11 protein-coding genes are annotated in these 14,146 nt (G+C 61.4%); 6 read left to right on the top strand and 5 right to left on the bottom strand.

Going from position 1 to position 14,146, the window contains the following annotated elements:
• Window positions 1–64: 64 nt before the first annotated feature.
• Entirely contained in the window at window positions 65–748 is a 684-nt protein-coding gene (locus DWX39_RS01100; RefSeq protein WP_117758208.1) for a YitT family protein, read from the bottom strand.
• 463 nt (window positions 749–1,211) lie between these two features.
• Here DWX39_RS01100 and DWX39_RS01095 point away from each other — a divergent pair, with 463 nt between their 5' ends.
• Window positions 1,212–1,904: a GntR family transcriptional regulator gene (locus DWX39_RS01095; protein WP_117758207.1), complete on the top strand. Its 693-nt coding sequence runs from the start codon at window positions 1,212–1,214 to the stop codon at window positions 1,902–1,904.
• Between the two features lie 379 nt (window positions 1,905–2,283).
• Here the strand turns inward: DWX39_RS01095 and eda are convergent, their stop codons facing one another.
• Window positions 2,284–2,925 (bottom strand): bifunctional 4-hydroxy-2-oxoglutarate aldolase/2-dehydro-3-deoxy-phosphogluconate aldolase, encoded by a 642-nt coding sequence (gene eda, locus DWX39_RS01090; protein WP_117758206.1) that lies wholly within the window; start codon window positions 2,923–2,925, stop codon window positions 2,284–2,286.
• Between the two features lie 255 nt (window positions 2,926–3,180).
• Window positions 3,181–4,215: a sugar kinase gene (locus tag DWX39_RS01085; protein ID WP_117758205.1), complete on the bottom strand. Its 1,035-nt coding sequence runs from the start codon at window positions 4,213–4,215 to the stop codon at window positions 3,181–3,183.
• Between the two features lie 235 nt (window positions 4,216–4,450).
• On the opposite strand from DWX39_RS01085, the gene DWX39_RS01080 reads away from it, so the two are divergent.
• The 5 genes from DWX39_RS01080 (at window position 4,451) to ligA (ending at window position 11,806) form a co-directional block, all read left to right on the top strand.
• Window positions 4,451–5,473 (top strand): LacI family DNA-binding transcriptional regulator, encoded by a 1,023-nt coding sequence (locus DWX39_RS01080; RefSeq protein ID WP_158561598.1) that lies wholly within the window; start codon window positions 4,451–4,453, stop codon window positions 5,471–5,473.
• Window positions 5,474–5,607: 134 nt separating this feature from the next.
• Window positions 5,608–6,945 carry a glutamine synthetase family protein gene (locus DWX39_RS01075; RefSeq protein WP_117758203.1) on the top strand — a complete coding sequence of 446 codons (1,338 nt, stop codon included), beginning with the start codon at window positions 5,608–5,610 and terminating at the stop codon, window positions 6,943–6,945.
• A gap of 50 nt (window positions 6,946–6,995) precedes the next feature.
• Complete coding sequence (locus DWX39_RS01070) at window positions 6,996–7,658, top strand: response regulator transcription factor (RefSeq protein WP_006234733.1); 663 nt, start codon at window positions 6,996–6,998, stop codon at window positions 7,656–7,658.
• A 208-nt stretch (window positions 7,659–7,866) separates the two neighbouring features.
• Window positions 7,867–9,327 (top strand): S1C family serine protease, encoded by a 1,461-nt coding sequence (locus tag DWX39_RS01065; RefSeq protein ID WP_117758202.1) that lies wholly within the window; start codon window positions 7,867–7,869, stop codon window positions 9,325–9,327.
• Between the two features lie 250 nt (window positions 9,328–9,577).
• Window positions 9,578–11,806, top strand: a complete 2,229-nt coding sequence (gene ligA, locus DWX39_RS01060) for an NAD-dependent DNA ligase LigA (RefSeq protein ID WP_117758201.1) — start codon at window positions 9,578–9,580, stop codon at window positions 11,804–11,806.
• A 57-nt stretch (window positions 11,807–11,863) separates the two neighbouring features.
• On the opposite strand, the gene DWX39_RS01055 is transcribed toward ligA, so the two are convergent.
• A complete protein-coding gene (locus tag DWX39_RS01055) occupies window positions 11,864–12,712 on the bottom strand; it encodes a MerR family transcriptional regulator (RefSeq protein WP_117758200.1) in 849 nt (282 codons plus the stop codon).
• Window positions 12,713–12,766: 54 nt separating this feature from the next.
• Window positions 12,767–14,113 carry an MATE family efflux transporter gene (locus tag DWX39_RS01050; RefSeq protein WP_117758199.1) on the bottom strand — a complete coding sequence of 449 codons (1,347 nt, stop codon included), beginning with the start codon at window positions 14,111–14,113 and terminating at the stop codon, window positions 12,767–12,769.
• Window positions 14,114–14,146: the final 33 nt, after the last annotated feature.

Genomic DNA, 14,146 nt, shown 5'->3' with positions numbered 1-14,146 from the left:
TGCGTCGTTATTTGCGACATCGATATGCCGGGCACTCGAGCCTCGTTTGCTCCGCGGCTGTTCGCTATTTGGCGCCAAACGCCATGCGGACGAATCGCTGGGCAAACAGCTTGTTGGCGAAGTTGATGATGTGGCCCAAGAACAGTGCCGAGATGGCGGTGGTTACGCCAAAGCCGCCTAAGTTGTGCATGCATACCAGCGACAGCGTGAGCGAGGCGGCGACATGCGAGCAATCGAACATGACCTTTACGTCTCCAAAACGGCGCTTGAGCTTTTCCGCAATGACCTGCACCAAGCCGTCGGGTGCGTTGGGGACAACGCCCATGTTGACGACGAGACTGACGCCAAATGCGGTGATAGCGAGGGAGAGCAGCATGGTCGCAACCTGCGCGGGGAGCGCCGTGGGATGCAGCGGGTTGAACGCCATGAACAGATCGGTGAAGCCGCCCATTAGCGTTGAAAAGCAAAGCTCGAGCAAAATGCGCGGTTGAAATTCGCGTCGCAAGATGGCGAGCTGCGCCGCGATGTAAGCGACATAGGTAGTTGTAATCCAAAAGCCGAGCGTCTTGCCCGTGAGCATGGATAGGGTCGTGGCAAAGCACGTGAGCGCGGCGACGCCCAGGCCAGATGCCGTCTGGAGGCTCATACCGAGTGCCAGCACGGCAACGCCCGCCAGATACATCAGCATTCTTATGACGGTATGACGCCAGTCGATCTTCTCGCCATGCATGATGATGAGCGGTCGCATGCTGCTGCATCCTTTCGATTGAAGGATATTTAAAGAGAAATGTCTGACCTGGGCCGGCAAAAAGAGGGTTATCGGAGGCACTGCCTCAACGGCAGAAAAGCCGGCCCCATGGTCAGTCGTCTAGGAATGTCTCGTTGTGCCAGAATGGGACTGAAGGGCTCAACGAGACGGGAAGAAAGCAAATGGCATGGCATGGGCAATAGGATGCCAAGATGGTAGGGTGCGTCTTAGCATCCTATTGCCCAGGCTTGACGAAATCGGTTTCGTTGAGATTAAGTATACGCATGGGAATCCATTTGCAAAGCGAAATAGAAGAAATTAGGTGAACGTTCACCTAATTGCAACAACTTATCGGTCAAAAGCCGAATCCCGGCCCTACCCCTCAAACATCGCCGTGGGATGGGGGATGCGATAGTATTACGTGGAGTTATTCGACAAACCGTGAGCTTCATCCGAGGGCTTTATGGAACAACATCAGCTTTATCAGAGCCTGCAAGATCAGGCATACAACGCGTTGCGCTCCAAGATCATCTATGCCGAGCTCAAACCCGGCACACGTCTTTCGGCGATTGGTCTGGAAAAGGAGACGGGAATCGGGCGCACGCCCATTCGCGAGTCCTTTGTGCGCCTGCGTGAGCAGGAGCTGGTGGAAACGCGTCCCAAAAGCGGCACCTACGTCTCTAAGATCAGCATGGAACGCGCCGAGAACGCCTGTTTCTTGCGCGAGAAACTCGAGAGAAGCGTGCTCATTAAATGCTGCTCTGCCGCCACGCCCGAGCAAAAGCATCGGCTCGAGCAGATTCTTGCCGAGTCCGAGTCACTCGATCATCGTGAAACGCGTCGCTTTTTCGATCTGGACAACCTGTTCCATGAGACATGTTTTGAGATTGCCGGCCGCCACATGTTGTGGGATTGGATGAAGAGCGTCAACACGCATTTTGAGCGATACAACTGGTTGCGTATGGTGTCGCAGGATCTGGATTGGGAGCCGATTCGTCGGCAGCATCGCCGGATTCTCGAGGCCATTAAAAAGGGCGATACCGACACGGCGAGCTACCTGGCAGAGACGCACCTGCATCTAATGCCCGAGGAGCAGGGCCCGGTTATCGCCTTGCATCCCGACTATTTCGAGCTGTCCAAAGACTCGGCAATCTAATTCGTCCTCTTTATTAGTTGCGGTGAAATAGGGACTGTTTTGCGGCTTTGGCGGCGTAAGCAGTCCGTATTTCACCGCAAGTGCGGGGGTGCAATCGGGGCATGAAAAGGCTGCGGCGCCGCTTGGAGGAAAAGACCGGAAGCAAGGGTCCATTCCTCCAGACGGTGCCGCAGCTGTTTTGGTGGACTGGATTATGTTGAGCCGGCTGATTGGCCGGGAAAGCAAAGCGGCTCGGGGGCGTGTCGCTTCCGTCACGTTCTATCAGCATACAAGACGGTTTTGGTTCTTGTTCGTGACGGAAACGGCGCGCTTCCGAGCCGCTTTAAGAGAAAGGGGGCGAGGTCTAGGGCACGCCCCCTTTCACGATAGAGAGCTAAACCTAGCCGCGGACCTTCTTGACGACGTCCATGGCCTCGCGGGCAATCTGCTCGACCTTGGAGAGGTCGCCGTCGGCGAACAGGGCGGGCTTGACCATCCAGGTGCCACCGCAGGCGATGATGGCGGAGGAGCTCAGGTACTCCTCGACGTTGGCAGTGTTCACGCCGCCGGTGGGCATAAAGCGATGACCGACAAACGGAGCAGCGAGGGCCTTGATGGTGTTGAGGCCGCCATACTGAGCCGCGGGGAAGAATTTGGTGACCTTGAGGCCCAGATTCTCGGCAGCAGTGACCTCGGAGGGGGTCACGGTGCCGGGAAGGACGGGCAGGTCGATGTCGATGCAGTGCTTCACGACGTCCTCGTTGTAACCCGGCGAGACGATGAACTTGGCACCGGCGGTGCGGGCCTGCTCAACCTGCTCGACGGTCAGGACAGTGCCGGCGCCGACGCACATCTCGGGCTCGGCCTCGGCCATGGCGGCGATGCACTCGGCGGCGCAGGCAGTGCGGAAGGTGACCTCGGCGGACTTCATGCCGGCTGCCATAAGGGCATGGGCGAGCGGTGCGGCGTCTTCGACCTTGTCGAGCACGACGACCGGCACGATGCCCAGGGATTCAAGCGTGGTGTAGAACTGATCGAACATAGTGTTCCTTTCGATGTGAGTCGCGCACGGGCGCGTGATTGCCAAAGAAGATTGGCCATGAGCCGGTTCCGGATTGGTTATCGGAGGCACTGCTTGGGGTCACAAGCAATTCCAAAACCGGCTGCGCGACCAGTCGTGTAGGAAATGCCAGGCAAAACCGGAATGGGACTGGTGGTTTTGCCCGACCGGAGGAATCGGGGAGCGGGCCGCAGAGGTATGGGTATGGAAAGCTGCGGCCCGCGGAATGGGGACGGCTTAGCGCGCGACGCGAGTGCCACCGTCGGCGGCGGATGCCACGGCTGCGATCTCGTCTGCGGTCACCAGGTTGGAATCGCCCTTGATGGTGAGCTTGAGGATCGAGGCCGCAATCGCGTAGTTGACGGCGTCCTGCGGGTCGAAGTCGTTGATGAGGGCATGGACGAGGCCGGCGTTAAAAGCGTCGCCGGCGGCAACGCCCTCGAGCACGTGCACATCGTGAGCAGGGGAGAACCAGTGCTCGCCGCTCTCGGCGTCAAAGAGCATGCCCATCCAGATGGAGCGCTCGACGCAGGAGATGTTGCGGACGACCGAGGCAACCTTCTTGCAACCGTACTCGGCGCAGATCTGACGGGCCATCTCGACGTAGGTGTCGCGCTCCTCGATGCCGTGGGCAAGGGAGCCGGAGACGCAGGTCATACCGAGACCGGCAGGAGCGTCCTCGTCGTTGGCAATGCAGATGTCAACGAGCGGCAGGAGTTCCTTCATGGTGGCCTGCGACTTCTCGGGCGACCACATCTTGCCGCGATAGTTCACGTCGCACACGGTGGTGATGCCTTTGGCGCGGCAGGCGGTGAGGGCATCCTTGCTGGCGGCGGCCATCTCGTCGGAGACGGCGGGCGTCACGCCGGAGAAGTAGAAGACGTCGATGCCCTTGAGGATCTCGTCCCAGTCAAAGACGTCGCGCTTGGCCATGTTGATGGCAGAGTACTTGCGGTCGTAGACGCAGCCGTTGCCGCGCTGCGAGGCGCCGACCTCAAACACATAGGAGCCAAGACGGTCGCCCTGGCGCACGACGCGCGAGGTATCGACGTCGTAGACCTTCAGCGAACGCAGGGCGCACTCGCCCAGACGGTTGGCCGGGACAACGGAGACGTAAGCGGCCTTGTCACCCTGGTAGGCCAGGGAAAGGGCGGTGTTGGCCTCGGCGCCGCCGTAGCGGACATCAAACTCGGTGGCCTGCTCAATGCGCAGGTGATCTTTGGGCGAGAGCCTCATCATGATCTCGCCGAAGGTAAGAACCGTTTTACCCATGGTCGCGCAGCTCCTTCTTGCTCGTGCGTTCACCTTTGATATGGCGTTGGCACGGAGGTGCCAAGACGGTAGGGTGCATCTTTGCACCTCTGTGCCAACGCTTGCCGAAATCGGTTTACGAAATCGGTTTCGTTTCGAGTTGTAGTATACTCATCTACAACGTTTTGCAAGCGGGATTTTTAAAAAAATGCCTAAAATGGCTCAGACTGCCGACAATTGGGAAACGGGGTGCGCTATGGCGCAGATGAGGATTAAGGACATTGCTGCCGAGGCGGGCGTGAGCCCGGCCACGGTCTCGCGCTATCTCAACAACCGCCCCGGGCAGATGACCGAGGAAACCCGCGCTCGCATCGCGGCAGTTATCGAGCGCACCGGCTATCGTCCACGTGCCGCCGCGCGCAATCTGCGCAGCTCGCGTACCAACCTCATCGGCGTGATTTTGGCCGACATCGCCAACCCGTTCTCGAGCGCCATGCTCGAAGGGCTTTCCGCCAGTGCCGCCGCGCGCGGCTGCTCGCTCATGACGGCCATTAGTGGCAACGACCCCGCCAAGGAGGCAGAGTCGCTCACCAGACTTATCGATGCCGGCGTGGACGGCCTGGTCGTCAACACCTGTGGCGGCAATGACGAGGCAATCGCCGCGGCAGCGGGACGCTTGCCCGTCGTGCTGCTCGACCGCGATATTGCCGCCGGCGGTGTCGATCTGGTGACCTCCAACAACCGTGAGCTGGTCGCCGGCCTGGTAGATGCCTTGGCTGTCGCGGGCAGCGAGCGCCTGTGCCTGCTCACCGAGGCAAGCGACGACAGCCCTGTGCGTCGCGAGCGTGCCGAGGCCTTTGTCGACGAGCTTTCGCGCCGCGGCCTTGCGGGTGAGGTCGTCACCCTGGCCGATGGTGGCGTCGCGGGTGTCGGCCGCCTGGACGGAGCTATCCGTGACTATGCGGGTAAAAAGCTCGGCCTCATTGCCGTCAACGGTTTGGTCTTTCTGCGCCTGACCGAGGCGTTGGCGCAGCTGGGCCCCTCGCTGCCGGCGGGTCTCAAGATCGCGACGTTTGACGATTACCCCTGGAACCACGTGCTCTTTGGCGGTGTGACCACGGCCGCGCAAGATACCCTTACCATTGCCGAGCGCGTAGTCGAGCGTCTCTCCGAGCGCATCGACATCGTTACCACTACGGTGGGCGATGCCGCAAAGCTCGCCCCCAAGCGCATCGAGGTCCCCGGCCACATCGAACACCGCGCCTCGACCTCGCGCTAACTACTCGTTCGCAACTGCCTGTTCGCGCACGTTTTTTGGGCGCTTGATACGCTTTAACCCTGCGGAAACATTTTTCTGCGATAGTATCTGCGATATAGACCAGTCGAAACCCGCCCGAAAGAAAGGGGAGCGACATGAACCAGCAGAACATCGATTACGTACTCCGCTCCGTAGAGCAGCGTGATATCCGCTTTGTGCGTCTGTGGTTTGTCGACATTCTCGGCCGCCTCAAGAACTTTGCCATTAGCCCCGAGGACCTCGAGGTCGCTTTTGAGGAGGGTATTGGCTTTGACGGCTCCGCCATCGAGGGCTTTGCCACGCCCGAGGAAGCCGACATGCTGGCGTTCCCCGATGCTTCGACCTTCCAGATTTTGCCGTGGCGTCCGAGCCACAACGGCGTCGCGCGCGTGTTCTGCGACGTGTGTACTCCCGATCGCAAGCCGTTTGCCGGCGACCCGCGTGATGCCTTGCGCCGCATGTTCCGCAAGGCCGAGAAGGCTGGCTATCTGCTCAACGTGGGTGCCGAGCTGGAGTATTACTACTTCCCCGACGAGCACACCCCCGAGCCGCTCGACAACGTGGGCTACTTCGATCTTTCGGTGAGCGATGCCGCCCGCGACCTGCGTCGCAACACGGTCCTCACGCTCGAGAAGATGTCCGTGCCCGTGGAGTACACCTTCCACGCCGCCGGCCGCTCGCAGCGCGGTATGAGCCTGCGCCACGCCGAGGCCCTGAGCATGTCCGACGCCATCACCACGGCCAAACTCATCATTAAGCAGCAGGCCTACGAGAGCGGTTGCCACGCCTCCTTTATGCCCAAGCCGCTGGCGGGCGAGGACGGCAGCGCTATGTTCTTGTGCCAGTCGCTGTTCGACCACGACGGCAACAACGTCTTTTGGGGCGAGGATGACGAGAAGTACCATCTCTCCGACGTCGCCAAGCACTATATGGCCGGTATCTTGGCGCACGCGCGCGAGATCAGCGCCATCACCAATCCCACGGTCAACTCGTATAAGCGCATCACCACGGGTGGCGACTCCGTGCCGCAGTACGCCACGTGGGGCCTGCGCAACCGCGCGAGTATGGTCCGCATTCCGGTTTACAAGCCCGGCAAGCAGCTGTCCACGCGCATCGAGCTTCGCAGCCCCGACCCCATGGCCAATCCGTACCTGGTCAACGCCGTCACGCTGGCGGCTGGTCTGGACGGCATCGAGCGCAAGCTGGAGCTCCCGCCCGAGGCAACGGCCGAGACGCTCAAGCTTACCGACCGTCAGATGGTCGAGGCCGGCTACGCGCCGCTGCCGCGCTCGCTCAAAGAGGCGCTTGACGTGTTTGAGGACTCGCAGTTTATGAAGGATGCCCTCGGCGAGCACATTCACAGCTTCTTCCTCAAAAAGAAGCGCGACGAGTGGCATAAGTTTGAGTCTACGATCACCGAGTGGGAGATCAAGCACTACCTGGCGAACTCCTAATCGCGCTGGCTTGTTCCAGTACGATTGAGCTCATTTCTTTGGAGGCCGATATGTCCGAAAAGAGTGCCCTATTCATGGCGCGCACGACGCGCTTCCACGAGTTTGCCCGCAGCTTGACGACTACCCTGGGTGTCGAGGTGAGCCTGGCAACTCCCGATTCGCCAACTGCGGCGCACGACTTTGACCTGCTGATTCTCGATTCAGATGGCATCCGCAGCGACCGCATCGATCAGATTGCCAAGTGGCTTGACGATCGCGGCGGCGTCCCCATGCTGGTGATCGTCGACGACGAGGCACTCGGTACCTTGCGCCTGCCCAATCACGCGCATGCCGACTTTGTATGCCCCACGGCGACGCCCAACGAGCTCAAGGCTCGCGCGCAGCGCCTGATGGGCGAGGAGGAGACCGTTACCGCCGACGATGTGCTCAATATCGATAACCTCGAGATTAACCTGGCTACCTACCAGGTGACGCTCGATAACGAGCCCATCGACCTGACGCTGATGGAGTACTCACTGCTGAGCTTTTTGGCGACGCACCCCAACCGCGCCTACAGCCGCGAGGTGCTGCTGCACCGCGTGTGGGGCTTTGAGTACTGCGGCGGCACGCGCACCGTCGACGTGCACATTCGACGCATCCGCTCCAAGGTGGGCCCGCAGATCGCGGCGCACATCACCACCGTCCGCGGCGTGGGCTATCTGTTTAAGGACTAGATTTCCACCACAAAGGGGACAGGCACCTTTGTGATGGTTTTGACGCAGATGCGGGTTCCTCTCGAATCTGCAACAGAACTTAAGCCTTCCTAAAAGATTGCGTTCTCATACACTTGCGCCCGCATATTGGGGTACAACTCAACGTGAACAACGATGGCCCGCCACGTGTTTGGCGGGCCTTTGGTTATTTGACGAAAGGATCGCAGCCATGAGCGAGAACGATTCCCAGCGTCCCCAGGATGCGGGCAACGCCGGCGAGACCCAGCAGCAGCCGCGTGTGCAGGTGGAGTCGACGCCTGCCGACAGCAACATTCCCTACGTGCAGGCATACGACACGCAGACCGGCAAGCCGCTGGGCGGCCAACAGGTTGTAAACAAGCACACAGTGGTCAAGACTAAGACCAAAAAGCTGCCGATCTTTATTACGGCGCTCGCCGGCTGCGCCTGCGGAGCCCTGCTGGTCATCGCGCTCATTATGAGTGGCACGCTCAATATCGGTGGCGGCAAGAATGCCGTGACGGCGGGTGCTTCGGGTTCATCGACGCAAAAGATTACGATTGATTCCGAGGACACCACGCTGGCCGAGGCCGTTTCTGCCAAGGCCCTGCCCTCCGTGGTTTCCATCACCGCCACTTCGAGCGGCAGCCAGAATGGCTCGCTTTCGCAGTCTGCCGACGAGTCGGACAACTCGGGCAGCGTCGGTTCGGGCGTGGTGCTCGATACCGAGGGCCATATCCTCACCAACAACCACGTGGTCGATGGCTATGACCAGTACGTGGTTACCATGGATGACGGCACCACCTACGAGGCCGAGTTCGTGGGCAACGATGCCTCGAGCGACCTGGCCGTCATCAAGCTCAAGGACGCCGACGCCTCCAAGCTCACGCCGATCGAGATCGGTGACTCCTCCAAGCTCAACGTGGGCGAGTGGGTCATGGCGATCGGCTCGCCGTTCGGCAACGAGCAGTCTGTCTCCACGGGCATTGTGTCGGCGCTGTATCGCTCCACGGCCATGAGCTCTACCAACGGTAACACCATCTATGCCAACATGATCCAGACCGATGCCGCCATCAACCCGGGCAACTCCGGCGGCGCGCTCGTTAACGATAACGGCGAGCTTGTGGGTATCAACTCGCTCATCGAGAGCTATTCGGGCTCCAGCTCGGGCGTGGGCTTTGCTATTCCCGTTAACTACGCCAAGAACATTGCCGACCAGATTATCGACGGTAAGACGCCGGTGCACCCGTACCTGGGAGCTACGCTTTCGAGCGTCAACGCGCTCAACGCCCGCACCAACAAGTTGAGCACCGATAGCGGCGCGTACGTGGCGAGCGTCGTCGAGGACGGTCCCGCCGCCAAGGCCGGCATCCAGGAGGGCGACGTCATCACCAAGCTGGGCGACGATGAGATTTCGAGCGCCGATGGTCTGATCATCGCGCTGCGCAGCCACGAGGTGGGCGAGAAGGTCGAGATCACGCTCATGCGCGGCAAGGAAGAGAAGAAGGTCACGGTCGAGCTGGGCTCCGACGAGGAGCTGCAGAACCAGCAGCAGAACGACAGCGCGACCGATACCGGCAACGGCGGTATTACCGACGAGCAGCTGCGCCAGTATCTGGAGGAGCTGCTTGGCCAGCAGGGCCAGGGTCAGGGCAACGGTCAGGGTTTCTAACGAGCCGTTTCGCACATATCGAGCCAGAGGGGGGGCTGTTCCGCCAACGCGGGACAGCCCCCTCTTTTCCTATTGATCCGTTGGGACAGAGGAAAACGAATCATTTGGAAATGGCAAGGGCATGGTTTGATCGCGCGATCCATCCCGGTTCGGCGGCTGCCGATTCGGTGCGGTTTGAGACCGCTATTCGGCGCCATGGTGACCGGTGGTACTCTAGTATCCGTTTGAAATCGAGCGAAGGAGTGCCGCTATGGAGCAATCGAGCCTGTTTGGTGACGGCGTGGACATCGATACCGAAACGCCCGCGGGCGCGGATGCCGCTGCGCCGGCCGACGCCCATGCCCAGGCCGCCGCGCGCGCGGCCGAGCTGCGCCACGAGCTCGATTACCACGCGTACCGCTACTACATGCTCGATGCGCCCGAGATCACGGACGCCGCCTTCGACAAAATGCTCGTTGAGCTGCAGCAGATCGAGGCGACCTACCCCGACCTGGTGACGCCCGACAGCTATACCCAGCGCGTGGGCGGCTACGTGAGCGAGCAGTTTACACCGGTCACACATATGGCGCGCATGTATTCCATGGACGATGCTATGGATCTGGACGAACTTGACGCGTGGCTCCAGCGCGCCGAGGATGCGCTCGGTGCCGGCAGCGTCACCTATACCTGCGAGCTTAAGATCGACGGCTTGGGCGTCGCGCTTACCTACCAAAACGGCACCTTCGTACGCGCCGCCACGCGCGGCGACGGCACCACGGGCGAGGACGTGTCGCTTAACGTGCGTACCATCAAGGATGTGCCCATGCACCTGTCCGAGCCGGCGCTCGCCCACATGGGCGCCGATCGCGAGCGTACCATCGAAGTGCGTGGTGAGGTCTACATGCCCAAGGGCAGCTTTGTCCGTCTAAACGAAGAGGCCGATGCCGAGGGCCGCGACCCCTTTGCCAACCCGCGCAACGCTGCTGCAGGATCCCTGCGCCAAAAGGACCCCAAGGTCACGGCGCGCCGCGACCTGGCCACCTTTATCTACGCCATTGCCGATACCGATCCGCTGCACGTCCACAGCCAGCGCGAATTTCTCGACTGGCTGCGCAGCGCCGGCTTCAGCGTCAACCCCAACGTGGCCCGCTGCGCCACGCCGGCCGAGGTCCACGAGTTCTGCGCCCAGGCCCTCGAGCACCGCGGTGACCTGGACTACGACATCGACGGCGTAGTCGTAAAGGTCGACAGCTTCCAACAGCAGCTCGACCTGGGCTTTACCGCCCGCGCGCCGCGTTGGGCCATCGCCTTTAAGTTCCCGCCCGAGGAAAAGCAGACCGTCCTGCGCGAGATTCGCATCCAGGTGGGTCGCACCGGCGTGCTCACGCCGGTCGCCGAGTTCGACCCGGTGACGGTCGCCGGCTCCACCATCGCGCGCGCCACGCTGCACAACATCGACGAGATCCGCCGCAAGAACGTGCGCGAGGGCGACACTATCATCGTGCACAAGGCGGGCGACGTAATCCCCGAGGTCGTGGGCCCGGTGCTCGACAAGCGCCCGGCCGATTCGGTCGACTGGCACATGCCCGAGGTCTGCCCCGTGTGCGGCAGCCCCGTGGTTCACGAGGATGGCGAGGTGGCCTACCGCTGCGTGTCCATCGACTGCCCCGCACAGCTCAAGGAGCGCCTGCTCCACTGGGTGAGCCGCGGCTGCATGGACGTCGACGGCCTGGGCGACGAGATCGTCGACAAGATGATCGCCGCTGGCCTGATCCACGATGTTGCGGACTTCTACCAGCTCACGGTCGACGACATCGCCGGCCTGGACACGGGGCGCGTGTACGCCAGCTCCAACAGCAAAAAGGGCGTTAAGAAGGGCGATCCCATTCCGGTAGGCCTTAAGACGGCCGAGAAAATCATCGCCGAGCTCAACAAGTCCAAGAGCCAGCCGCTCGGTCGCGTGCTGTTTGCCCTGGGCATCCGCCACGTGGGCAAGAGCGTGGGCGAGGTCATCGCCGAGCGATTCCTGTCGATCGACAAGCTCATCTTGGCGAGCGAAGAGGATATCGCCGAGTGCGAGGGCATCGGTCCCAAGATTGCGGCGAGCGTCAAGCAGTTCCTGGCCGTGCCCGAGAACCTCGCCGTGCTGGAACGTCTGCGCCAAGCGAGCCTTTCGCTCGAGGTCGACTTGGGCGCCGCTCATGCGCAAGCCGCGGCCGAAGCTGGCGTGGCGGGCGAGCTCGCCGACGCACAGCCGCTTGCGGGTCTGACCTTCGTGCTCACCGGCACGCTCGTCAACCGCACGCGCGACGAGGCAGGCGCGGCGCTCAAGGTGCTCGGCGCCAAGGTTTCGGGCAGCGTGTCGAAGAAGACGAGCTATCTGGTCGCCGGCCCCAAAGCGGGCTCCAAGCTCACCAAAGCCGAGCAGCTGGGCGTGCCTGTATTGGATGAGGACGCACTCGAGCAGATTTTGGCTACTGGCGAGGTGCCTGAGGCGTAAGGCATCGATAGCCAAATTGAAGAACCGCCCGGAAGCACGATGCCTTCCGAGCGGTTCTTACTTTGCTGGGGCAACCGGCACCGTGATCTGCGTTACGTAGGTTGCCGGGTCGTCGCTGATGATGTCATCGATAAGGGCGATCTCGCGCGAAGGCCCGGTGGGCGCCAGGTTGTGCTCGCGCATATAGCCGAGCAGCTGCTTATAGCGCGGGGCTGCTTGCCCGTGCGTGCCGCGGAAGCTTATGGTCAGGCAGCGCGCGGCAGGTCGCGTCTCAACGTCGCCCAAGTAATCATCGGTGTCATCGAGCAGCAGGAAGACCTCGTCGTAGCCATCAAAGTCGCCGGCGGCGAGGCGTTCGGGCGCGATGCCCACACCCAGATTGCCCAGATAGGCAAAGGTTTCGTGCTGCCCCTGCTGAAGCTGGCGGATATGCCATCCCAGCGAATAGGCGTCGGTGGGATTGACGCGCTCGTGCAGCGTGGCGCAGCGAAGTTCGGGTTCCTCGATTTCGCTAATGGTGTCGAGATCAGCATTCAAAGCGCCATGAAGCAAGGCAAGCCGCTGGTCAATCTTGCGCGACATGCGCTCCAACTCACGCCGCCTGTGCTCAATTAACTCCTGTTGCTTGGTCAGTTGCCGTTGTATCAAATCCATATCGCGCGTAGTGACAAACTCGCGAATCTGCGCCAGCGGCAAGTCGAGAACGCGCAGGTTGCCGATGGTGTTGAGGGTGGAGAGCTGCCGCGATCCGTAGTAGCGGTACCCACTTGCCGGATCGACATATGCCGGCTCCAACAGCCCCATCTGCTCGTAATGACGCAGTGTGCCCACGCTCAAATTGAGCAGGCGCGCCACCTCGCCAATGCGGAGCAGGCCCTCGGTATGTTCAGTTGGCGAGTCGGCCATAGGAACGCTCCTTTCAATAGAGCCGGGGAGGGGCGCCAGGCTCGCGTTGCCCCGCTACGCCATCAGCTTGTCAAAAGTTCCGCGGCGGTTGAGCACGGTAAATGCAATCACGCAGATGGCCGCCGACAGAATCGACCCGCACGGCGAGGCGATACCCATGGGGAACAGCGTGTCGGAATAGGCGTTCGACAGCAGCCATGCACCGGGCACGCGAATGAGCGCCACGGCCAGCACGTTGTGCGCAAAGCCGATGTAGCTCTTGCCGTATGCAGCGAAAAAGCCGCTAAAGCAAATGTGGATGCCGGCAAAAATCGCGTCGAGAATATAACTGTGCATATAGCCAGTACCGGCGGCGACCACCGCGGCGTCTTTGGCAAAAAAGCCGATAAACGCTGGTGCCACCAGCCACATGAGCACCGTGACCAGGCAGCCGTACACCACCGAGATGGTCATGGCATCCTTGAGCACCTGACGCGCGCGGTCGCCCTTGCCCGCACCGGCGTTTTGCGCCGTGAGCGCGCTGACGGTAGCGCCCATGGAACTCGGCACAATGAACAAAAAGCTGATCATCTTCTCGACTAGGCCCACGGCGGCGGCGTCGACCAGGCCGCGGTGGTTGGCGATGACGGTGATGAACATAAACGCCACCTGGATGCAGCCGTCCTGCACGGCCACGGGCACGCCGATCTTAAGAATGCTACCGAGCACCTCGGGCTGGGGGCGCAGGTCGCTGCGCTTAACGTGGATGTTCGTGCGACGGCTTTTGAGCCACACGAGCGCGAGGGCAACGCTGGCCGTCTGTGCGATGACCGTGCCGAGTGCGGCGCCCACGGGGCCGAGCCCCATGTGGCCGATAAACAGAAAATCAAGCGCGATGTTGATGATGCACGCCACGCCGATCACGTACATGGGCGAGCGCGAATCGCCCAGCCCGCGAAAGATGGCCGAGAGGATGTTGTACGCGGCGATAAAGGGAATGCCGATAAAGCAAATGCGCAGGTAGGCGGCGGTGCCTTCGACCGCCTCGGCCGGCGTGCCAATGAGCGCCACGATCTGCGGGCACAGTGCGAGCAAGACAGCGGCCAGCACCACCGAGACACCCATAAAGAGCGTGATGGTGTTGCCGATGGCGGCCTCGGCGCGGTCGAAGCGGCGCGAGCCCACGGCGTGGCCGACGATGACCGTCGTTCCCATGGCCAGACCCACGAGCGTCACAGTGATGATATAGAGCGTCTGCGCGCCATTGCCCACGGCGGTGATGCCGGCGGCGCCGCTAAACTGCCCCATCATGTACAGGTCGGCCATGCCGTAGAGCATCTGCAAAAAGTACGAGAGCATATAAGGCAGGGCAAAGACCGCGATGGTCTTGAGGACGTTGCCGCGTGTGAGGTCGTGTTCCATGGGCGGGGCTTTCTGGCTGGGTTCGTTTTGCTA

The organism is Collinsella sp. AF19-1LB (assembly GCF_003459655.1).
In the GTDB taxonomy this organism is placed as follows: domain Bacteria; phylum Actinomycetota; class Coriobacteriia; order Coriobacteriales; family Coriobacteriaceae; genus Collinsella.
Note: the sequence above shows the minus strand (reverse complement) of the source record. Positions and strands in the feature narration are given on the sequence as shown.

Coding starts and splice junctions, on each gene's coding strand:
- DWX39_RS01100 (WP_117758208.1), bottom strand. CDS start 748: ATGCGACCGCTCATCATCATGCATGGCGAGAAGATCGACTGGCGTCAT.
- DWX39_RS01095 (WP_117758207.1), top strand. CDS start 1,212: ATGGAACAACATCAGCTTTATCAGAGCCTGCAAGATCAGGCATACAAC.
- eda (WP_117758206.1), bottom strand. CDS start 2,925: ATGTTCGATCAGTTCTACACCACGCTTGAATCCCTGGGCATCGTGCCG.
- DWX39_RS01085 (WP_117758205.1), bottom strand. CDS start 4,215: ATGGGTAAAACGGTTCTTACCTTCGGCGAGATCATGATGAGGCTCTCG.
- DWX39_RS01080 (WP_158561598.1), top strand. CDS start 4,451: ATGGCGCAGATGAGGATTAAGGACATTGCTGCCGAGGCGGGCGTGAGC.
- DWX39_RS01075 (WP_117758203.1), top strand. CDS start 5,608: ATGAACCAGCAGAACATCGATTACGTACTCCGCTCCGTAGAGCAGCGT.
- DWX39_RS01070 (WP_006234733.1), top strand. CDS start 6,996: ATGTCCGAAAAGAGTGCCCTATTCATGGCGCGCACGACGCGCTTCCAC.
- DWX39_RS01065 (WP_117758202.1), top strand. CDS start 7,867: ATGAGCGAGAACGATTCCCAGCGTCCCCAGGATGCGGGCAACGCCGGC.
- ligA (WP_117758201.1), top strand. CDS start 9,578: ATGGAGCAATCGAGCCTGTTTGGTGACGGCGTGGACATCGATACCGAA.
- DWX39_RS01055 (WP_117758200.1), bottom strand. CDS start 12,712: ATGGCCGACTCGCCAACTGAACATACCGAGGGCCTGCTCCGCATTGGC.
- DWX39_RS01050 (WP_117758199.1), bottom strand. CDS start 14,113: ATGGAACACGACCTCACACGCGGCAACGTCCTCAAGACCATCGCGGTC.